Genomic DNA, 19,823 nt, shown 5'->3' with positions numbered 1-19,823 from the left:
GTATTTAGGCCTTTTTAAACCACTTATTTAACCAAGATGACTTAGCTATGGTTTTTTCACCCACAACTAAAGATGCTAGCGCTCGAATAGGTACCGAAGATTTATTATTCAATTTTGCTAAGCGTTTGCCATTGAGAATTTCTTCACCGAAGTTAGAAATAAAAGGCACGATGGCATCTGGTTTAATTTCCAAAAACTTCTCTATTTCAGAAAAGGTCACGGTAGAAAATTTTTCTGGGCAAGTATGGTTAACGACGACTAATACTCGAGGACGCTCGGACAGCGGCACCTTATCTAGTAATAATTTGAGACGTCCGGCATCTCTCAATGATGATACCGTGGGAGAAAGCACCAAAATAATACAGTCACTGTCTAGCCAACTATTTTTTTCGAGATGGACTTGGCCTGATGACGCCGAGAAATCTTCAATTATAAAGTTACATTCACTCATCATGACATTAATTACTGAGCGGTGATATTCAGCAATTTCTTCATGAGAAAACTCTTTAGAGGTTAAACCTAATACCGAAAGTAACTCACTCTGCTTATAAAGCAAACCACGCGCACTGGATAAGTCCAGCAATTCGGTAAAAGCACCTCGTTGCATACGACGTTTTTCAAACTTTTGAATACCGAGCATAATATCGATATTACCGCTCGTGTAGTTATGGTCTACAACGACACAAGAGGCATGTTTTTCCTCAGAAAGCAGATAAGATAGCTCAGCCGTAATGGCTGTGGCTCCTACTCCTCCCTTTGCTCCAAGGATCGATACACGCTTAGCTCGACGGTTTTGACCAGGACCACGGTTGCGTTCACGGTTTTCATGCACACTACGAACAAAATCAATCAGTTCTTGCTTAGTGATCGGCCAAAATAGGTAATAAAAACCTAGCGCCTTAAGGTTACGAATGGTTGAAATAGCATCTTCACTACCAATAACAATCACAGAAGCATGGCTTGGCAAGAGGTGACTGATACGCTCCGCATCTTTGGCAATATTCTTACTATCGTTCAATTCGATAATAACAATTTCGACGCTTTGTAATCGAACGTGCTCTGCAATTTCGTCATCATTGTTCAAAAGGGTTGCCGGCTCGGCAATCCCTTCAAAACGATAAGATTCTTGAACAAGGTTTTGACAAGACTCTGTCTGATAAAACAAAACCGTCTGAATCTGCTCCTGCTCCGCTTCTTGCTTTTGTTTTGACTTTAGTGTGTCAACTAAATTAAACATACTTGCTTACTTACCTATAGAACCTAATGAACGTTCTGGATTGGTCATAGAAGTCCAGCGATTGCTTTCAACATTACAACCGTGGTCATCCGACATAGTATTTAAAGAGTTGTAGTTCACGTAATGGCACTTGCCGCTCTTCACATGAAATTGGGTCATACGCAGTTCAAAAAGACCAGATGATGTACTATTACTAACCGATATTTGCTGTTTAGATACACCAATAACCAATAATTTTTGACGAGTATATTTAGCCAATTGACGCTGCTTATTATTACTAGCAAATAATTCAATCGAGTCTGTCAGCAATTCTTGCTTATGCTCAATAATAAATTGGTTAACTTGGCGTTTAGCTTGAACTACATTTCCAACATCCATTGATAACGAAGCAGTAATAGGATAAAGATCCAATTCAATACCAGAACGGTCTCTTACTTGGCTACATGCCATTAAGAATAATGAGAAGAGCGCGATTATAGTCATATTTTTCATTGGATAAATCCTCCATCCAATAGCAACTGACGAGCTGGATAGTTTTTATCTGTCTTTTTATCCCAAGCAAAGAAGCGTTGTAGGTTTGTGGTACGCTCAAACGCTGGCAATTTAACATCTTGGCTTTTAATCGGTTTAACCAAGCTCACTGTTGCGACAATCACCAATTCTGTTTTCTTACGTGAAGTTTCTGTATAACGAAACAGCGCACCTAAAATAGGGACATCACCAATGTAAGGGATTTTAGATAGTGATTCGGTCTCTTCATTATTCAGCAAGCCGCCTAATACAAAGCTTTGCCCATCGCCAAGCTCGATAGTAGTTTGAGCTCTACGAGTCTTTAACGCAGGTACATCGTAAGTTTCGTTTGAGTACATCGAATCTAGGGAGCTAACTTCTGGCTCGATTGCCAATTGAATTTTATCGTCACGAAGTACATTAGCGGCTAAATTCAGTTTAACACCGTATTCTTTATATGAAATGCTAGTACTACCATCAACAATAGTTACTACAGGTAATTCACCACCGACTAAAAAGTTTGCGTTGCCTCCTGAAATAACCGACATATTGGGCTCTGCTAATATTTGAGCAACTGAGTTATCAGCAATAGCGTTAATAACAGAGACGATGTCACTGGCACTAAAGCTCTTTAATGGGTTAACGAAAATACCATTACTTTGACCATCACTGTACATCTGTAAACCCAAATTCTCCGAGAACGATTGAGAGACTTCTGCAATAGTTAATTTCACATTAACTTGTTTTGTCACAGCAACTTCAAGATTATTGACTACGCCTTGATACGTTTTACCCACTTTAAGCGTTGAACTTGAGTTAGAGTTAGAAGATGAGCTTGATGACTCAGAAGAGTCGGGACTATCGCTACTAGATAGCGAAACGGAATTGTCAGTGCCCGATTTACCAAGTAGCTCCCCCACCAGTGTTTCGATGTCTTGTTTTTGTTCTTCAGATGACACCATCCCACTTAAAATCACTTGTTTGCCCAAGTTATAGATAGAAATATCTAACTCAGGGTAACGCAAAGCGATTTGTTGTTTGATGGCTAATAAGCTTTCATTCACCACAATAGTGCGACTTAATAACGTCTCACCATCACCATCAAACACTAAAATAGAGGTACTACCAATGTTTTTACCAAATACCACCACTTTGTTCTTGCCGATGACTTGATAATCGGCAACCGCTGGATCAGCAATAAAAACCGAGCTGATATCTTCTTTGGTTGTTAAAGCAGTAGCTTCGCCGTTAGCAATATTTGTCACTTGCGCAGCAAAAACGGTTGAGCCAGTTAAAAAAATACACAAAAATGATAAACGCATCAGCGTTTGGTATAGCCAACTACTTTTCAGTTTCATTTCAAGTACTCTATTTCACAGATGAGTTTCCGGCACGGAACTCAGTAATTGCATGGTAAGTTCCCATCACATCACCGGAATTCGCCGATAAGTCTTTTGCGGTTACATTCTCAATCGTTTGGTGAACTTCTAATTGTGCAATACGCTTGGCAATGGTGAGTGTTGATACCTGTTTAGGGGTTAACTCGAGAATTAAACTCGTTTTGTCACGTTCTTCTTTATTTTCTTTTACTTTCTCAGTCGCGACTTTTAATACTTTAATATTCATCAAAATGGGAGCAAGAGAGACCCCTTTGTAAGAATTTATTGAACGATCATTCGCTAAATTTTGTGCTGTCGACGTTAACGCTAATACATCAATATGACTGTTTGTTCGAATGACTCCGCCAACAATAGCATCTGAGGTTGTTTCCAGTGGGAAAGCAATTCTATTTGGCTGGATAATAAAATCGACATAGTCAGGGTCTTGGATTGATATAATATTTTCAGGATAAATAACAGCACCAGCTGATATAGGAGTTCGCACTAGCTGACCCGTTTTAAATACCAGTGACTGATCTTTATCAAGACCAAATTTATTGGCCTTAGCCTGCTTCCATTTTTCTACCACAACATCGGAACGAGACAGCGCTTCACCTTTTGCTAGGTCATGTTTTGCCACGTAAACTTTAACAAGCAGCTCTTGTTTTTTCTGCTTTACCGGTTGTGATGGCTCGGCTGACGATTGATGTGTTAAACCGTAACCACCCGCAAAAATGGCCAAAACAGCTACAAGAGTAACCACTTTAATATTCATAATATTACCGATAAAATCTAGAGTTTATTTAATGCGTTATTGCCGTTAAAAATAGGCCAAAGCCAAAACTGATGCAGATAGGTACGGCATAAGGCACGCCTTTAGCACTCAATTTGCATTGCGGCCAAATTTTATCGCCCAGCCATAGCCCAATTCCTAGAACTCCGCCTAAAGCAAACATCAAGGTAAAACAGAGTAATAACCATTGATGATGAATCATGGGAATAAGGACAAACAGCAGTTTTATATCACCAGCACCACAGATGCCTGCACTGAATATAATAATGCCGAGCACAAGTACTGCTAGTGCAATAGCTAGTGATATAGGATAAAAATGCTGCTTAATCAGAAAACACGAGATAACTGCAAGCAAAAAAATCGCTTTATTACTTATAGTTCGTTGCCAACAGTCAAAGACAACGATATAAAGTAAATTAAGGACTAATATGCAATATATCAGTCCTTCCATATTAACTGTCATCTATTATAGAGATTAGCTTTTAACTGTAATGTTACTTGCAGAAGTAATCTTGGTAGAAATAGCACTCATCGCTTGAGTAAGAGAACCTTTGAGAGGACCATCGAATACGGCATAAACAATTGCAGACATAGCCACACCAATAATTGCGTATTCAATTGCAGTTACGCCACGTTTGTCTTGAGCAAAAGCAACGATATTTGAGTAAAGTTTGCAGCTTAGATTCATCAACATTTTAATATCCTTAAATTAAACCAATTCAATTTTTATTTTTTGATCCACACTTCTCTTTACTAACCTGTAACGGAAAATCAAGACAAAGCATCCCCTACAAGTGTTGAGTCAACTAACTTGCTAGTGTGTTTTCGATCATGTATTCCAGTGACGACCTTCGCTATTCACCAAGAAAAAGTATGAGGTGAAATTGTGTCAACAAAATGTCAGCGTTTGGACAACTGGATGTAGCAAGGATAATTTGCATTGAGTTTGATGAATAGCAAAAACTAGTGGAAAACTTAATGAGTCGCCAGAAAATCTCATAAATGAGACATCTTGCACCGAAAAATGTACTACGCAATACGATTGCACAGTATAGTTAACGAATACACACCCTTTAAATATCAATACTATAAGTAAGAGTGCATCAGAGTTGGGAAGATATTTACAGCAGAAATTCTCATCAACGATGAGAATAGTTAGCAAAAAAGATTTGTTAAAAATCACCAATAGTGGGTATTGATTTATTACGGTTCTTTTTTGCTTGATATATCAAAAGCGGGCAGGACAATAACACAAAAATCATGATAGAGGTAACTATTTGATATTTATCTCAACCAGTACGGCTGATGATAATGTTTCCAAAGAAGGTCTTCACTTGGTCTTATGCCCCAAAACGACTCTGATTTTGGCGTAAAGAATGTGATTCTGTAGAAAAAGGGAACCGACAGGTTCCCTTTTTAGAGATTGTATCCAAATCACCTCAAATAGAATGGTGATTACTATTTTGCAGAGCGGTCATCAAAGATCACTTCCACACGACGGTTATAAGCGCGGTTACGTTCAGTTTTATTATCAACTATGGGTGATGACTCTCCTCGGCTACTCGATGTCAGCATGATGTTTTCACCTTGCTGCATTGCCTGCTTAACCACTTCGTCGGCGCGATGTTGCCCCAATTTTTGATTATACTTTTCTGTACCAAAATTGTCGGTATGCCCGACTACCGATACATTCGGCGTATTCGACAGAGCCTTAACTAAGCGAGAAAAAATCATCTTGTCTTCGTCTGTTAACTCACGGCTATCAAATTCAAAATGAAAGCGAGCAATACTCCGCCCTGATTGCCAATAACCTTGACTAAGGAAATAGCTAATGCACTTGGGAGGAATAACGTCTGGCTCGATGTTCTGCATGATCCACTCTTGATCCATGCGTACATCATTATTTGAGCTTAGTATCGAATTGCCAGGGTACATCTGAACACGTAATGGCTTCCCCACCGACAACTCGTACCCTTGAATATTGTCATTTTTGTTGCACAAAAATGAGTATTTAGACCTAGGTTCTGCTCCCACACCAAGAGATGTAGATATGAGCGCGATCGCGAGTGAAGTTCGTTTTAACATAGTTAACCTTATCTACCTTTAGTTAGACGGAGCAAGATCCGATGGCTCTAGTCGGCCCATCTCATCTGCAACAAGTTCTAATATTTTGTTTTTGATTGAGTCTTTATCGGTTGCGTCATATACGTTCTGTTCACCTACACAGTTTTTCATCTGTGGGTAGTTTGAAATGGTATAACCAAAACCGATGGCAAACATACGTGACTTGACCGTTTCGCCTTCAGAAGTCTGCCTTGTATTTAATTCATCTGTAATGGCAGAACATAAGCCATTAGATACAAGCGAGTCGGTGATCTGTTCATAGCTATTCATGCCATCAGAAAGAATAATGAATAGTCGTCGAGAGTTATCACCTTCGGCGGCAACTTGGGCGCCACGGATCAGCCCAGCATAGAACGCCGTCGTTCCTGAAGGACCAAATTGATTCACTCTATTAACAAACGTGGAAAAATCGTTAGTCAGACCTAACGTATAAAAGTGTAAGTTGCTGGTAACTCCGGTTGCTGCATAAGCTGATTCATCGAAAACATTACTTATGGTTGCATAAGGATCGACATATTGTGACTGGCTATAACACCAACCGCTATTTTTCGGATACACAGTGCCATTAGACTCTCGGTCATGACTACAGATCAAATAGGAATAGGCATAATAATAGTGTCGATTCGTACAATAAAAACTATTACAGACTCTTGTGGTATACCCGGTACCTGGAAATACAAAGCCATCAAATCCGACAAACGAGATTTGACTATTGGTTCCCGTGTTTTGGTTATATTCGGCAAGCGAGCTCGATACCGTGCTAATAATATCTTTAAGCTCAACATATTTAGGATCACGGTCGTCACTCACCGATTCCGCCATCGAACCGGAGAAATCTGAGATCAAAATGACATCTACCGATTTTGAGTTGTACTTTCGTACAGCTGATGCACTGGCAATATTCATCGACTCACCAAAACCATTAGAAATACCACTGCTTGGGAACCAAGTTGGCTCACTAATGGTCAGCTGAATGTCGTATTCAAAAAACTGTTGTGTCGCAAGTGCGGATAAATCACATTTAGGGTTAGCATCGCAAGGGATGACTTTTGTGTCTAAGTATTCAATCGTCGCTTTGGGAAAAAAGTAAGATACGTAATCATTAACTATCTGATTTCGTGTCGCGCTAGAACTGGTATTTTGTCCCGACATCGCAAGTGCCATCACCTCGGTTGCTTCGTCGAGTCTAGCTTTATTTTGTAATGCTCTAGCGCCATCTAATCCCAAGACAAAAACGCCAAATAACATTGGAATAAATAAAACAAATAGTAAGGCTGCATGGCCTTGCTGTTTTTGAAAACGAGTGTGTTTCATCATATTTTACCGCGCTAATGTAAACGCATTCGCTGCAACTAAAGAGTAATCTTTGCCAAATAACTCACCAAACCAGTTGGAACTCTGGTAGCAAAGTGTCACTTGATACAAAGTGGCTGAACGCCCCCACGATGTTTGGAAAAGTAAATCAACTTCTGGCGTTACGCCAGGACAGGGCAACCCAATACCTAAAGCTGACGCACTATTCCAATTAGACACTTCTATCATTTGATTACCTAAACCGTAGTAACTTCTTTGCCTTACCTTTAAATCAAATCCAAACAACTCTGGATCAAAATGCCCCATTGAACGAGTTAATGAATTAACCACGATTTGATAGGCTTCTCTCGCTTCATCATCGTCTACAGAATATTCTTCTTCTTCAAACAACTGGGTACGCTCTTTGATAACACTCGCGATCGAGTAGGAAAGACGCTCTAACTTGCCTTTCATGCTAAGTTTCATAATCAAATCGCCAGTGAAGACAATCAGCAGTGAGAGAAATACGCCTACGATCGAAAACTCAACCGTGAAGTTACCGCGTTGTTTAATCAATGGAGAATTCATCACGTTGATATTCCTGTATTACGATAGCTTCGCGAGTAAACATCGATTCTGTATCAAAGAAGTAGCTAAAAATATGTGGTGCTCTGTAGTCGACGCGATAAATAGCGATAGACGATCCAACGGCATCACCACATTCAATGCTAATGTCATCACTCTCTTCATCTGGAACACATTTCTCGGTTAGGGCTGATAACTCGTTAAAACTTGTTAAATAACGAACACTGAAGCGGAACTGACTAGGATCAATCACCGAAGCCCATACGCTGTCTTCTTGAGCTAACATTTTTTCAAAGTCACCGAGAAACTCCGTCGTGCTCGCCAATCTTTTACTGTGTAGAGAGGCTTGCGCAATGGCCATATCCCCCAGCCCGGAGACATAAGATAGGAAAGCAATCTCGACCCAAAAGGCACACATAAGCCAGAAAAAAATAAAGCCCATAGCGAATTCAATCGTGGCTGTTCCTTTCTGATACGCTTTGTAGACGCGAGACTTAGTGATTTTCACTCACAGCCTCCCGCCCTTTCTTAGGGGTTCCGAGTACCGCTTTTTTAACATCAGCAAGCTTTAGCATGCGTAAATTGCTAAATAATTTTTTTCTCTGATCGTTAGGCATGCCAGATGTTAAGCGAGAGAATCCGCTCATATCACCAAGTTTGGCATACACAATTGCTAAGTTAGCCTTAATTCTGTGGCTACCTTTCGCATTGGAAAAATACATCGGCTCTAACAAATCTTTGGCCGTGAAATAGTGTTGCTGCAAGATAGCCACAAGAGCCAAATTATTTTTCACCGTGATATCATCATCCATAAACACACGGGCCTGTAAAAACCGCTGCTTAGCTTGGTAGAATTCGCCTAGGTAACAGTCGTTAATTCCGAGTAAGTTCAGCACATCCGCATCCCGTGGATTCAAATGATTGGCTTTGGTTAAATATTGGTTTGCTCGGTCTAGTTCACCTAAATTTAAGTAGGACTTACCGGCTAGATAGTTCACCTCAAAGGATTCTTTCTTTGTATTTAACAATGGCTCCAAATAGAAAATTGCCGAACTAAAATCTGCGGTATCAACATAAGCTTGAATTAATTTAAGACGAGTGGTAAAGTCCTCTTTTGCTAACAGTTTGGACTTATATAGAGAAATAAGCTTCTGGTAATTTTTACCACTTAACAGTACTTTCTCTTGGGTTTTAAAATCTATTCCACCACTACGATTATTCGACGTAGAAACACAGCCTGTTACACTGATTAGCAGCACTGCTAACGCGATAATTCTGTTCATTAACTTAACATCCTCATTACGCCTGGTGCTGCAATGAGCACAACAATTGGAATCATGATAAAGAGAATCAAAGGGATCGACATTTTCGCCGACAGTTGGCCAATCTTTTCTTCGACATGCAGCAACTGAACTTCTCGAATGTCAGTCGCCAACGTTATTAATACTGGATAAATCGAAGAACCATACTGAATACTTTGATTTAGAGTCATCACAAAACTGCGTATTTCATTCGAAGGAAACCGCTTATAAAGCTCATTTAAAGCCTGTTCAATCCCCACCACTTTAGAACGTTCATTTACAAGATTGAGTATGTAACTAAGATCTTTATCAAACGCCTTAAACTCATGTGATAAATAGCTTATTGCAGCCTCAATTGTCATTCCGGTTTGAACACATACACCCATTAAATCAAGCATATAAGGCAATTTATTAGAAATATCCTTACGGACTGAATTAGCTTTAAAGGTCAAATAATAATCTGGCCCCATTAGGCTAATCATGATCCAAAGCGCTTCCACCGCTATAAATGTACTCGGCTGTAAACGCCAAACTGTACCTAAAATCCCGACTGCTAAAATACCGCCAATAACCGCTGTGTATTTGAGCAAAATAAAGTACTTAGAAAACTTTAACTCGTAAAATCCCGCGGCAATAAATTTGTCATCTACATCTTTTTGATTAGTAGAAAAGACTTTATTTAAAAATTCACTTAAACCATAAAAGTTGATCGATGTTTTTTCTTTCTCAGAAAAATTAAGCTTCTCTAATCGCTTTGCTCTCTTTGCTTTTAAAGCAGAAACGAAGAGAGCAACCAAACCAAGAACAATTAGACCAATCGATGCAAGTGCAATAATATCCATAATGTCTCCTAACTAACGCCTCGCATTAGACCCCAAACAATGGATATGCCGATAAACTCACTTGCTAACACGTAATAGAGAATGACTTTTCCATCTTCATTAAACATCACGTATTCGTAGTTCTCAGGGCTTAAAAATTGCAACATAAAGAGAAAGAAGAAGGGTATTGCCGCCACTATTTTTGCAGAAGACCGAGCCTCAGAAGTAAGCGCAAACTTTTTCTTGTCCATCGCCCTTGCATTAAACATCGTTCGGTTTAAACGCTGAATAATGTCTTTTAGCTGTCCGCCTCGCGAAATATTAGCGCGCAGCGTAATCACAAAAAAATAAAAAGACGGATAAGGGTAACGATGGCAAGATTTGCGGAACACGTCATCAGGATCCTCACCTAACTGTAGGCGCTGCCCCATGATTCGAAATTCATTTCCCACATCGCCTTCTAGCTGATTACCAACATACATAATTGCATGCATGATACTGTCCCCTGACGACACGGCACTGGTCATCATATTCAAAGCATCAGGAAATTGAGACTCAAAGTTTTGCTTCTCTCGGTTTTGCAACCAGCGATACAAAAAGAAGTAACCTAGAATCAATATGATAGGGGTAACAAGGAACTGCGACTCACGCAAAAAGTTACGGTTAAACAATATTGAGATAGCGAGTAGAACTATGGTAATTAAAACCAGCTTCACTTCAGGCATATTACCTAGCTGACTTTTAAAGTTATGCCAATTTTGCAGCGCTCTTTCTTTAAAACCTCGATCTAGAAGAGACTGAATGTCTACGGCCTGGTGTTGACTAACAACGGTTGTAGAGCCGAAGCTACTGTCGAAGTCACGCAAATAGGTCATACGGCGTTTTTTTGTACGGTAGTTAATGATCAAGGCAACAATGATGATCACCACACCAAGCAATAAAAAATAGAGGTCGCTACTCATTACGTCCTCCCGTATTTTTAAAGGAGCTCATGAGCTTCTCTTCTAAGCCAAAGAATTTGGCTTTTTCAACCAAAACAGACCGTTGCATCAAACCAGCCGTAACAAATTGGCCTGTGACTTTCCCATCCGCCGTTTTTTCATAGGTAGGTTGGAAACGATAAATTTCCTCCAGAACCACGCTCGAACCTTCAAGGCCAACAACTTCAGTTATCGACATAACTTTACGGCTACCATCATGCAAACGAGAGATCTGAATGACCAAATCAACCGCACTAACAATGGTGCGTCTTATCGCCTCTAGTGGAAGGTTGTTATTTGCCATCATTACCATTGATTCAACACGAGCCATCGCATCACGAGGCGTGTTTGCGTGCAATGTGGACATAGAGCCATCGTGACCCGTATTCATCGCCTGAAGCATTTCAAACGCTTCTGCACCACGACACTCACCGACAATAATACGGTCAGGACGCATACGTAGCGAGTTGATTACCAGTTCTCGCTGGCTAATCTGACCTGTATTCTCTATCCCTGCTGCACGCGTTTCTAAACGAACGACATGGGGCTGTTGCAGTTTCAATTCCGCAGCATCTTCAATAGTCACAATACGTTCATTCTCAGAAATGAATTGAGAAAGTGCATTGAGCATGGTGGTTTTACCTGAACCTGTACCACCTGAGATAAGAATGTTCAGTCGACAGCGAGCCGCAACCATAAGGAGTTGCGCCATCTCTGGACTCATAGCACCAAATTGGCACAATTTTGCGAAATCGATGCTGTGCTTTTTAAACTTACGAATGGAAATCGACGTGCCATCGATAGCGATTGGAGGAATAACAATATTGACACGGCTACCGTCTAGAAGACGTGCATCACATAAGGGGCTAGATTCATCGACACGTCGTCCAACACGGCTCGCAATACGTTTTGCAATACCAACCAATTGGGGTTCATCGATAAAAGTAACACTCGATTTTTCAACCAAACCATTGCGTTCAATAAAGATCGCTTCAGGCCCGTTAATCATGATATCGGAAATCGTGTCATCATCCATGAGTCTTTGCAAAGGACCAAGGCCAACCAGCTCATCTGCCAACGCATTGACAAACTCTCTCCGTAGCGAGTTAGAAACCGCAGCACTCTCTTTATCGATCAATAAGTTGATTGCGCTCTCAAGCTCTTCTTCGAGTTGTGAACGTGCAATATCGGCAATCGCTGATGGATCTAAAGCATCAAAGATCTGACGACGTAATTTGACATAAAGATTCTTTGCCACACTCATGACATTAACCCTTCGAAACTATTTTTTTGAAGAACGATTTTTTCGCATTGATATCCTCACCCAGCACCAAAGATGAGAGTTGGTTAAGGACCATTGCAGAACGATGGCGTCTTGCCGCCAAGCGCTTACCATCCAAAATGACATCGGAAAAGTCCTTGATATAAGGGATGACCAAATCTACCTTCCTCTTGAGAAACTTTTCAATTTCATCAGATGAAACACTGGCGTATTTTTCCGGCATGGTATGGTTAACCACGATAAAGACTCGAGGGCGCTCTGTGGTTGGCATTGCCTCAATGATCGAATTTAATCGACCGGCATCGCGCAATGACGAAACCGTTGCGTTGGTAATAACAACAATACAATCGCTTTCCATCCAATCGTTATTGAAGTCGAATACTTGCCCAGTGGACGCCGAAATATCTTCAACTATGAAGTTACACTCAGAGCGCATGACGTTGATAATGGAACGACGATAATCAACCATTTCACCGTAGCTAAATTCTTCAGCAGAGATACTTAATATGGAAAGTAAATTGCTCTTCTTCACCAATAAGCTGCGCGAACTTGATACATCAAGATTGTCAGATAAGGCTCCTTTTTGAACCTTCTTCTTTTCAAACTTATTGATACCAAGCATGATATCTAGGTTTCCGCTGTTGTAGTTATGGTCAACAATAATAGAGGAAGAGTGACGAGTTTCTGCCAATAAACAGGATAACTCAGCAGTGACCATGGTTGTTCCCACCCCACCTTTTGCACCAACAATAGAAATACGCTTCGCTTTGCGTCCCTTACTCACACTAAAAGGACGTTCTCTTTCGTCATAAATACTATTAACAAATTCCACCAGTTCCGATTTGGTTGCTGGCCAAAATAGGTAATAAAAGCCCAGCTTTTTCAAACCTCGCATGGTGGACATGGCATCTTCGCCGCCAACGATAACCACAGCGGATTCGGTCGGAATCAAATGAGAAATACGCTCAGCATCGGCCACTAAGTTTTTCGACTTGTTTAGCTCAATGATGATAATTTCTGCTGATTTGTTTTTGACGTGCTCAATAATATTGTCGTCTTTGTTTTCGATAGCGATAGGCACTGTTATGCCTTCAAAACGAAATGATTCTTCAAACAAACTCTTGCATTGCTTTGTTTGATAGAACAAAACCGTTTTAATTTGATCGTTATGATTGTCTTGGTTTTTACCTGACTTGAGAATACTCGTAAGCTCAAACATTGCCGTTACTCCTATTTCACCAGTCCAGCAGCACGTTCAGGGTGCACCATTGACTTCCATCTGTTAGTTTCAACTGTGCATCCATACTTATTCTTATTTGAGTTATATGAACGATACGAAATATCTGGGCAAGGCGAATTCTTCATCAACACCGTGACCATTTGTAAAACAAATTGCATTTCCTGGTTAGATTCTTTCAGAACAATCACGGCTGATGGGTCTACGCCGCGCTTTATCAAATCTGAGCGAGTTCTCAACGCCAACTTGCGAGCATGTGCCGTCTTATAAGTAATATTAAAAGTCGCGGTAAACAGATCTTTTTGGTGCTGTTTGAGAAAGTTATGTACTGAACTCTTGGCTTCTTTTACATTGGAAATGTTTAACGTTAACTGATTAGTCACAGGGTAAAGCTCAATCTGCACTCCCCTATTTGGATGAACGACTTCACAGCCAGCTAATAGTGACATTAAAAAGCCAATAAGAAGGTATTTGCTTAAATTCATTGGATAAATCCTCCTTCTTCAAGCCATTCCTGAGTCTCCTGTTGATCTTCACCTTCTTGTGAAAAGTCAAAAAGACGCTCTAAAGTGGTTGTTTGGCGGAAAACAGGTAAACGAACGTCACGACTTTCAATTGGCTTAACCAGACTAACGGTTGCCACAATCACCAATTCAGTTTTCTTACGTTCAGTTTGTGAATAACGGAAAAGTGCGCCCAAAATGGGAACATCAGCAATAAACGGGATCTTTGAGAAGGATTCAACTTCTTCGTTATTGAGCAATCCAGCTAAGACAAAGCTTTGACCATCACCCAATTCCACAACGGTTGATGCTTTACGTGTTTTCAACGCTGGTAAATCATAAGTTTCGTTGCGGTATTGGCTATCCAGAGAGCTAACTTCAGGCACAATAGCCAACTTAATTTTGTCATCTTTTAGCACGTTTGCAGCAAGATCGAGCTTAATGCCATATTCTTTATAAGTAACACTAGTACTGCCATCAATGACCGTCACAACTGGCAACTCGCCTCCAACCAGAAAACTTGCGCTTTCACCAGAAATAACCGAAATATTCGGTTCAGCGAGAACTTGACCAACCGAGTTATCCTGGACCGCATTGATGATCGCCACGATATCAGAGGCACTGAATCCAACAATGGAGTTGGTAATCGTGCCGAACCCCTCCCCATCAGAAAAAAGTCGTACACCCAAATTTTCGACAAATGATTGGGATACTTCCGCCACCGTAAGCTTCACATTGACTTGTTTGGTCACAGCTACTTTTAAGTTGTTTAAGATACCTTGATAGGTTTTTTCTTTATGAAAGGGCTTTCCTCTTCCTTCAAGCGTTACGGTTAATTCATTAAAGGATTTCCCCAATATTTCACCGACTAAGGCTTCTACATCCATTTTTTGCTGTTCAGTTGCAACCAATCCTTCAAGCACAATATGATCTCCGATATGAGAGATCTCGATGCTCAAATCAGGAAACCGTGCACTCACATACTGTTTTAAACTCAACAGATTGGTGTTAACGGTAACTGTGCGTGAATAAACGGTTTTGCCATCACTATCGAAAATAATCAGAGAAGCAGATCCGACAGACTTTCCGTAAACTACTAGCGTTTTTTTACCAATCGTTGAGTAGTCAGCAATATTAGGGTTAGAGATGAAAACGGAACTCATGTCCACATCTAGCTGAATCGTTTTCGCTTCATCTTTATTTAAGTTCAAAATTGGAGCAGCATACGAAGACAGTGATAATGATGAAAATATTAATAATATTATTAGGTTATAAAAAGCTCGATACATAATTGGCCCTTACTGCCTATTTCACTGAAATGCTGCTAGCGCGAAATTCTTTAATCGCATGATACGATTCCAATACATCACCCGCATTCGCAGATAATTCTTCATAGCTGGCATTTTTTATGGATTTATGGACTTCTAGTTTAGAAATACGTCTTGCAATACTTAACGTCGCTACCTGCTTGGTACTCAGTTCTAAAATTAAAGTAGTTTTAACCCGTGCAGAGTCTTTATCTTTAATCACTTTATTGTCATGAGTTATTTTCAGCACTCGGATATTGGTTAAAACAGGTGTTAAAGAAACATCTTTAAAATTTTTAATAGAGCTATCGTTAGCTAAATTTTGGGAGTTTGATGCCAACGCTAAAATATCAACGTAGCCATAAGTTAAAACCACTCCACCCACGATGGAATCTGCTTCAACTTCAATAGGAAACGGAACTTTATTAGGTTTAATGATGAAATCGATATAATTGATATCATTTTCAGTGATAAACTGCCTTTTAACAATCAGCTCTCCCTTGACAAAATCTGTTGTCGCAATTGGAGCTTGCTTGAAATCAATAACCATATCCTCTTGGACGCCTTTTCTGTCCGCTTCAGCTTCTGGCCATTTTTCAAATTTAGTGTTATCCCTTGTTAACAACTCACCACGAATAATGTCGCTTTTCGCAATCAATACAGAAACCAGCCTCTCCTTTTTTACTACTTTAGGAGGAGCTTCTGGTGGAATGATTTTCTTATGATTAATCCCATAGACCCCCACCCCTATTGCGATAACGGCGATGGCGATCATTAGCTTAATATTCATGTCATTACCTAACCGATAGATACATCGTCTAGGTAAGCATACTCAAACCTATGCCTACACTAGAGCTGACAACGATAGGAATTGCGTAAGGAATCGTGACTAACTTTCTACGGTCCGGATGCCTTAACCTATTCCTAAGCCACATCACTACAGCTAAAGCCCCACCCAACCACAGCATTAAGTTGAGCGTAAGCATAAACCAAGCAGGGTCAATCCCTAAGGCTATGACAGCAAAGAGTTTTATATCTCCGGCGCCACATATACCTAGACTAACGATAATAAAGCCGCCTATAAGTACATAGACTGCTTGCATTACAATCGCCGTCTCCATGTCATTTCGACGTAATAGTAATACTAGTATCAATACTATGATTACGTCGCAGTTTTTTATAAGCCGATAGCGAATATCACTTACGATGATTTTAAAAAAAACAAGGACTAGTACCGCCAGGCATAGTCCTTGTTGAGTAAACACTAGTTGCATAACAACTGAGTCTTTAGACTAATTAGCTACCTGATGCACCTGACGTTGAGCCAGCGCTGCTGATGTTAGCATCGATAGAAGACATAGCGCTGTTTAATGAATCTGATAGACCGGAATTAAACACTGCAAGAACGATGGCTGACATTGCGACGCCAATAATAGCGTATTCAATTGCTGTAACACCGCGTTGGTCTTTAAGAAAAGTAGACACTTTAACGTATAGTTTCGTAGATAGAGTATTCAACATGATCAATTACCTATAAATATTAATTTAAAATTCGTTAACTGTTTAAAATCTTTAATGTAAAGTTTAATTAGCTGCCTGAAGCACCAGACGATGAACCAGCACTGCTAATATTTGCATCAATAGAAGACATAGCGCCATTTAGTGCAGTTGATAAACCAGAATTAAATACTGATAGTACAATCGCCGACATAGCCACACCGATAATTGCATATTCAATCGCAGTAACACCACGTTGATCTTTAAAGAATGAAACCACATTTAAATAAAATTTTGTAGATAGTGCATTCAACATAATTTTTACCTTCAACTGACGATTGAACTTTATTTTTTGAGCTCTCTAATAAAGATTCATTCGATTCTTCAGTAGAGTAAAATTCATTTTTAATGCTCTATTACAAAGCCATCTTAGCTTTATAACGCAACTTTAAATTCAATCAAAACCTGTTTAATTGAGTAAGCTTTATTTTGTTACCCGCTTTGTCTCTTCGACGGTGCTAATTTAACCAAACACGTTTTTAATGAGTACTTTTTTTTGAGACAAAAAAACAGGAGAGTGACAAATGTATCATTTATTGAATGGCATTCATTTTTTTACATTAAAGTGTGACATTTAGCCATTATATGTAAATGATTGATTATATTAGGTAATATTTTAGTCCTTTAGTATTACATGGGACAAAATATACCACATTGGATTTTTAAGGGGATAAATTATAGTTATAAAAGTTAGTTAGTCAATACTTAGTTATATAGCTATTGGTTAGGTGGTATAAGATCACACTTTTATCGTTATTTATTTCACCCTCTAAAGTATTAGCCTGTTTTCTATTTTCAATATTAAACAATTTGCACTAGGAATATTTTATTATGCGACATATTGTCTCACAAGAAAAATCCCCAATGTAACTTAGTGATTTAAATGGTGAAAATATAACACTTAAGTGTTAATGCTATTTTGATCTTTATAAAATCACCTAACTTCAAGATGCAAAATTCAGCACTCAGAGCTCATCAACGGGCTTAACTGTGCTCAATTACGGAAGGAATTAATTTTCCTTTCTACGTAATTGGGCACAGGAAAGAGCACAGCAGACAAACTCAAATGCCATTAAAGAGAAGTAAAGATAAAAGCCTAGTACGCCTCATCAAACTCAAGAAGGACCGATTTACTCCTTAAGTTTGCTTCAAAAGCTTCAATGCCAATATCTTTTCCAATTCCGGAGCGCTTATACCCTCCTGTAGGCATAATGTGATCAAAGCTACGGCCATATCGATTTATCCACACAGACCCAACTTCCAATTTCCTTATACCGCGCATCACACGGTCCAAATTGGCACTGTGGATACCAGCCGCTAATCCATACACATCGTGCTGAGCCAAGCTCCAAGCCTCATGTTCTGTGTCGAAAGTTTGTATTGTCAGTACAGGTCCAAAAATTTCTTGTTCTAAAGCGATATTTTTCTCGTCATGTATCTTAAGTAGCGTCGGGGCAAAATAAGCGCCCCCCAATCCATTGATAATTTCCCCGCCACATAAACAATCAGCCCCCTCTTTTATGCTTTGATCCACTATCGATTGAATCCTAGTCGCTTGCTGCCTTGAAATAATCGGTGACAAAGTTGTTTCGCTTTCCCAAGTCACACCAGGGGAGAGTTGCTTGAAATACCGTTTAAGACATTCAATAAAAGAAGCTTCAATGCTTTTATCAATAATTAAGCGCGACCCCGACACACAGACCTGACCTGCATTTCCAGTGATTGCTTTTGCTACACAATGCGCCGTACGCTCCAAATCTTTTGTGTCAGCAAAAACAATTTGAGGACTTTTCCCGCCCAATTCTAATGTCACGGGTTTCGGGCCGGTCATTGCACAAGCAGACATGATCGAAGCACCTGTTTGAGTGGAGCCAGTAAATGTCACTTTACCAACCTGCGGATGTTCACATAGCGCAGCACCCGTTTCTCTTCCGGAACCTAAAACAACGTTAAAGATATCTTTGGGTAAACCAGCATCAAAGGCCAACTTAGCTAAATATACTGTTGAAAATGGGGTTAGCTCCGACGGTTTAATCACAATTGCATTACCGGCAGACAGAGCGGGAGCAGCTTTCCACATTGCCATACTCAAAGGAAAGTTCCATGGTGTAATCGCACCAACAACCCCGTAAGGTTCGCGAATAACCATCCCCAGCCGATCAGATTGAGTCGCCCCAATGTAACCACCGTGCTTATCAGCAAGTTCAGCAAAAAATCTCGCGGTATCAATAATGTAAGGAATATCCCACGCCAAAACTTCATGCATAGGGCGGCTCGAACCAATCGCCTCAAGGCGAGCCAAATAGGCTTGATTCTGCTCGATAAGGGTGGCCCAACGATACAATACTTTCGCTCTTTCTCTTGGAGCTCTAGTCGCCCAATCTGAGTCTCTTTGAGCGTTATAAGATGCTAGAACAATGTTATCCACCATCTCCTTACTGGCAATAGGCATTTGAGCGTACACCTCCCCCGTAGAGGGACAAACCACCTTTACGCACTCATCCTTTTTAGATAGGTGGCATTCACCGTGATAAAAATGACCATTTGGGATTGGGGTATTTGTTATGTATTGGTCTTCCATGAACATTCCTCATTAACACGAGATCTTGATATCCCTATGCTTTGTTGTGACATACCTTATGCGACTACAACATCGTGATAGAACACAAAAGGCATCAGTGCATCCCTCAAATACCTTGAGAGAATCGTTCTTCATTTGGGTATATCCATAGTAAATAAATTATCTCAGCAGGTGCTGCCGAGCTATTAGGCTTACACAGCATCTCTCATCAAAGGCGCTATCAATTCGGCATTATTTACCGAAATACCGATGAGAGCTTGCATCTTATCCCCAGAATAGAATAACGTGCATATATGCCCAAATGACCTCAATATGCAGAACTCAGAGCAGTGA

At 40.0% G+C, this 19,823-nt stretch carries 22 protein-coding genes; all 22 read right to left on the bottom strand.

All coding sequences use genetic code 11. The annotated features are described in order from the left end of the window. Window positions 1–4: 4 nt before the first annotated feature. The 22 genes from JCM16456_RS16815 to JCM16456_RS16710 all read right to left on the bottom strand — a co-directional run bounded on the left by JCM16456_RS16815 (window position 5) and on the right by JCM16456_RS16710 (window position 19,490). Window positions 5–1,237 carry an AAA family ATPase gene (locus tag JCM16456_RS16815; protein ID WP_068716658.1) on the bottom strand — a complete coding sequence of 411 codons (1,233 nt, stop codon included), beginning with the start codon at window positions 1,235–1,237 and terminating at the stop codon, window positions 5–7. Between the two features lie 6 nt (window positions 1,238–1,243). Beyond that, the gene (locus tag JCM16456_RS16810; RefSeq protein ID WP_068716656.1) at window positions 1,244–1,729 is read right to left on the bottom strand and encodes a hypothetical protein; all 486 of its coding nucleotides are present in this window, start codon (window positions 1,727–1,729) and stop codon (window positions 1,244–1,246) included. Further along, entirely contained in the window at window positions 1,726–3,105 is a 1,380-nt protein-coding gene (locus JCM16456_RS16805; RefSeq protein ID WP_082712349.1) for a type II and III secretion system protein family protein, read from the bottom strand. The genes JCM16456_RS16810 and JCM16456_RS16805 overlap by 4 nt, the downstream gene beginning before the upstream one ends. Window positions 3,106–3,115: 10 nt before the next feature. Further along, the gene (gene cpaB / locus JCM16456_RS16800) at window positions 3,116–3,901 is read right to left on the bottom strand and encodes a Flp pilus assembly protein CpaB (RefSeq protein ID WP_068716654.1); all 786 of its coding nucleotides are present in this window, start codon (window positions 3,899–3,901) and stop codon (window positions 3,116–3,118) included. Window positions 3,902–3,929: 28 nt separating this feature from the next. Next, the gene (locus JCM16456_RS16795) at window positions 3,930–4,370 is read right to left on the bottom strand and encodes a prepilin peptidase (protein WP_068716652.1); all 441 of its coding nucleotides are present in this window, start codon (window positions 4,368–4,370) and stop codon (window positions 3,930–3,932) included. A gap of 24 nt (window positions 4,371–4,394) precedes the next feature. Continuing rightward, entirely contained in the window at window positions 4,395–4,613 is a 219-nt protein-coding gene (locus tag JCM16456_RS16790) for a Flp family type IVb pilin (RefSeq protein WP_068716650.1), read from the bottom strand. 764 nt (window positions 4,614–5,377) lie between these two features. Continuing rightward, entirely contained in the window at window positions 5,378–6,004 is a 627-nt protein-coding gene (locus JCM16456_RS16785; protein WP_068716648.1) for an OmpA family protein, read from the bottom strand. A gap of 18 nt (window positions 6,005–6,022) precedes the next feature. Then, a complete protein-coding gene (locus tag JCM16456_RS16780) occupies window positions 6,023–7,360 on the bottom strand; it encodes a TadE/TadG family type IV pilus assembly protein (protein ID WP_156430583.1) in 1,338 nt (445 codons plus the stop codon). 3 nt (window positions 7,361–7,363) lie between these two features. After that, on the bottom strand, window positions 7,364–7,924 hold the full coding sequence (tadF, locus tag JCM16456_RS16775; RefSeq protein ID WP_068716644.1) for a tight adherence pilus pseudopilin TadF: 561 nt from the start codon (window positions 7,922–7,924) through the stop codon (window positions 7,364–7,366). After that, window positions 7,905–8,429 carry a hypothetical protein gene (locus JCM16456_RS16770; protein ID WP_068716642.1) on the bottom strand — a complete coding sequence of 175 codons (525 nt, stop codon included), beginning with the start codon at window positions 8,427–8,429 and terminating at the stop codon, window positions 7,905–7,907. The genes tadF and JCM16456_RS16770 overlap by 20 nt, the downstream gene beginning before the upstream one ends. After that, complete coding sequence (locus JCM16456_RS16765; protein ID WP_068716640.1) at window positions 8,416–9,204, bottom strand: tetratricopeptide repeat protein; 789 nt, start codon at window positions 9,202–9,204, stop codon at window positions 8,416–8,418. The genes JCM16456_RS16770 and JCM16456_RS16765 overlap by 14 nt, the downstream gene beginning before the upstream one ends. After that, on the bottom strand, window positions 9,204–10,064 hold the full coding sequence (locus JCM16456_RS16760) for a type II secretion system F family protein (protein ID WP_068716638.1): 861 nt from the start codon (window positions 10,062–10,064) through the stop codon (window positions 9,204–9,206). The genes JCM16456_RS16765 and JCM16456_RS16760 overlap by 1 nt, the downstream gene beginning before the upstream one ends. 8 nt (window positions 10,065–10,072) lie before the next feature. Then, entirely contained in the window at window positions 10,073–11,005 is a 933-nt protein-coding gene (locus JCM16456_RS16755; protein ID WP_068716636.1) for a type II secretion system F family protein, read from the bottom strand. Continuing rightward, window positions 10,998–12,287, bottom strand: coding sequence for a CpaF family protein (locus tag JCM16456_RS16750; RefSeq protein ID WP_068716634.1), 1,290 nt, complete (start codon window positions 12,285–12,287; stop codon window positions 10,998–11,000). Before JCM16456_RS16750 ends, JCM16456_RS16755 begins: the two co-directional genes overlap by 8 nt. A 4-nt stretch (window positions 12,288–12,291) precedes the next feature. Further along, window positions 12,292–13,524, bottom strand: a complete 1,233-nt coding sequence (locus JCM16456_RS16745; protein WP_068716632.1) for an AAA family ATPase — start codon at window positions 13,522–13,524, stop codon at window positions 12,292–12,294. Window positions 13,525–13,535: 11 nt separating this feature from the next. Continuing rightward, window positions 13,536–14,027, bottom strand: coding sequence for a hypothetical protein (locus JCM16456_RS16740; protein WP_068716630.1), 492 nt, complete (start codon window positions 14,025–14,027; stop codon window positions 13,536–13,538). Continuing rightward, entirely contained in the window at window positions 14,024–15,334 is a 1,311-nt protein-coding gene (locus JCM16456_RS16735; protein WP_068716628.1) for a type II and III secretion system protein family protein, read from the bottom strand. The genes JCM16456_RS16740 and JCM16456_RS16735 overlap by 4 nt, the downstream gene beginning before the upstream one ends. Before the next feature lie 16 nt (window positions 15,335–15,350). Further along, window positions 15,351–16,142, bottom strand: coding sequence for a Flp pilus assembly protein CpaB (cpaB, locus tag JCM16456_RS16730; RefSeq protein ID WP_068716626.1), 792 nt, complete (start codon window positions 16,140–16,142; stop codon window positions 15,351–15,353). Window positions 16,143–16,170: 28 nt separating this feature from the next. Next, window positions 16,171–16,626: a prepilin peptidase gene (locus tag JCM16456_RS24500; protein WP_068716624.1), complete on the bottom strand. Its 456-nt coding sequence runs from the start codon at window positions 16,624–16,626 to the stop codon at window positions 16,171–16,173. Window positions 16,627–16,648: 22 nt separating this feature from the next. Then, window positions 16,649–16,873, bottom strand: a complete 225-nt coding sequence (locus JCM16456_RS16720; protein ID WP_068716623.1) for a Flp family type IVb pilin — start codon at window positions 16,871–16,873, stop codon at window positions 16,649–16,651. 67 nt (window positions 16,874–16,940) lie between these two features. Then, complete coding sequence (locus tag JCM16456_RS16715; RefSeq protein WP_068716621.1) at window positions 16,941–17,165, bottom strand: Flp family type IVb pilin; 225 nt, start codon at window positions 17,163–17,165, stop codon at window positions 16,941–16,943. Window positions 17,166–18,005: 840 nt separating this feature from the next. Further along, window positions 18,006–19,490 (bottom strand): aldehyde dehydrogenase family protein, encoded by a 1,485-nt coding sequence (locus JCM16456_RS16710; protein ID WP_068716619.1) that lies wholly within the window; start codon window positions 19,488–19,490, stop codon window positions 18,006–18,008. Between the last annotated feature and the right edge of the window lie 333 nt (window positions 19,491–19,823).

The organism is Vibrio tritonius (assembly GCF_001547935.1).
GTDB lineage: Bacteria > Pseudomonadota > Gammaproteobacteria > Enterobacterales > Vibrionaceae > Vibrio > Vibrio tritonius.
The sequence above is the reverse complement of the archived record's forward strand: the minus strand, read 5'-3'. Positions and strand labels throughout refer to the sequence as shown.

What these genes read in the sequence shown, in the direction of transcription:
- JCM16456_RS16785 (WP_068716648.1), bottom strand. Translation starts at nt 6,004, where the DNA reads ATGTTAAAACGAACTTCACTCGCGATCGCGCTCATATCTACATCTCTT.
- JCM16456_RS16735 (WP_068716628.1), bottom strand. Translation starts at nt 15,334, where the DNA reads ATGTATCGAGCTTTTTATAACCTAATAATATTATTAATATTTTCATCA.
- JCM16456_RS16740 (WP_068716630.1), bottom strand. Translation starts at nt 14,027, where the DNA reads ATGAATTTAAGCAAATACCTTCTTATTGGCTTTTTAATGTCACTATTA.
- JCM16456_RS16750 (WP_068716634.1), bottom strand. Translation starts at nt 12,287, where the DNA reads ATGAGTGTGGCAAAGAATCTTTATGTCAAATTACGTCGTCAGATCTTT.
- cpaB (WP_068716654.1), bottom strand. Translation starts at nt 3,901, where the DNA reads ATGAATATTAAAGTGGTTACTCTTGTAGCTGTTTTGGCCATTTTTGCG.
- JCM16456_RS16755 (WP_068716636.1), bottom strand. Translation starts at nt 11,005, where the DNA reads ATGAGTAGCGACCTCTATTTTTTATTGCTTGGTGTGGTGATCATCATT.
- cpaB (WP_068716626.1), bottom strand. Translation starts at nt 16,142, where the DNA reads ATGAATATTAAGCTAATGATCGCCATCGCCGTTATCGCAATAGGGGTG.
- JCM16456_RS16810 (WP_068716656.1), bottom strand. Translation starts at nt 1,729, where the DNA reads ATGAAAAATATGACTATAATCGCGCTCTTCTCATTATTCTTAATGGCA.
- JCM16456_RS16710 (WP_068716619.1), bottom strand. Translation starts at nt 19,490, where the DNA reads ATGGAAGACCAATACATAACAAATACCCCAATCCCAAATGGTCATTTT.
- JCM16456_RS16745 (WP_068716632.1), bottom strand. Translation starts at nt 13,524, where the DNA reads ATGTTTGAGCTTACGAGTATTCTCAAGTCAGGTAAAAACCAAGACAAT.
- JCM16456_RS16715 (WP_068716621.1), bottom strand. Translation starts at nt 17,165, where the DNA reads ATGTTGAATGCACTATCTACAAAATTTTATTTAAATGTGGTTTCATTC.
- JCM16456_RS16765 (WP_068716640.1), bottom strand. Translation starts at nt 9,204, where the DNA reads ATGAACAGAATTATCGCGTTAGCAGTGCTGCTAATCAGTGTAACAGGC.
- JCM16456_RS24500 (WP_068716624.1), bottom strand. Translation starts at nt 16,626, where the DNA reads ATGCAACTAGTGTTTACTCAACAAGGACTATGCCTGGCGGTACTAGTC.
- JCM16456_RS16780 (WP_156430583.1), bottom strand. Translation starts at nt 7,360, where the DNA reads ATGATGAAACACACTCGTTTTCAAAAACAGCAAGGCCATGCAGCCTTA.
- JCM16456_RS16720 (WP_068716623.1), bottom strand. Translation starts at nt 16,873, where the DNA reads ATGTTGAATACTCTATCTACGAAACTATACGTTAAAGTGTCTACTTTT.
- JCM16456_RS16790 (WP_068716650.1), bottom strand. Translation starts at nt 4,613, where the DNA reads ATGTTGATGAATCTAAGCTGCAAACTTTACTCAAATATCGTTGCTTTT.
- tadF (WP_068716644.1), bottom strand. Translation starts at nt 7,924, where the DNA reads ATGAATTCTCCATTGATTAAACAACGCGGTAACTTCACGGTTGAGTTT.
- JCM16456_RS16760 (WP_068716638.1), bottom strand. Translation starts at nt 10,064, where the DNA reads ATGGATATTATTGCACTTGCATCGATTGGTCTAATTGTTCTTGGTTTG.
- JCM16456_RS16805 (WP_082712349.1), bottom strand. Translation starts at nt 3,105, where the DNA reads ATGAAACTGAAAAGTAGTTGGCTATACCAAACGCTGATGCGTTTATCA.
- JCM16456_RS16815 (WP_068716658.1), bottom strand. Translation starts at nt 1,237, where the DNA reads ATGTTTAATTTAGTTGACACACTAAAGTCAAAACAAAAGCAAGAAGCG.
- JCM16456_RS16795 (WP_068716652.1), bottom strand. Translation starts at nt 4,370, where the DNA reads ATGGAAGGACTGATATATTGCATATTAGTCCTTAATTTACTTTATATC.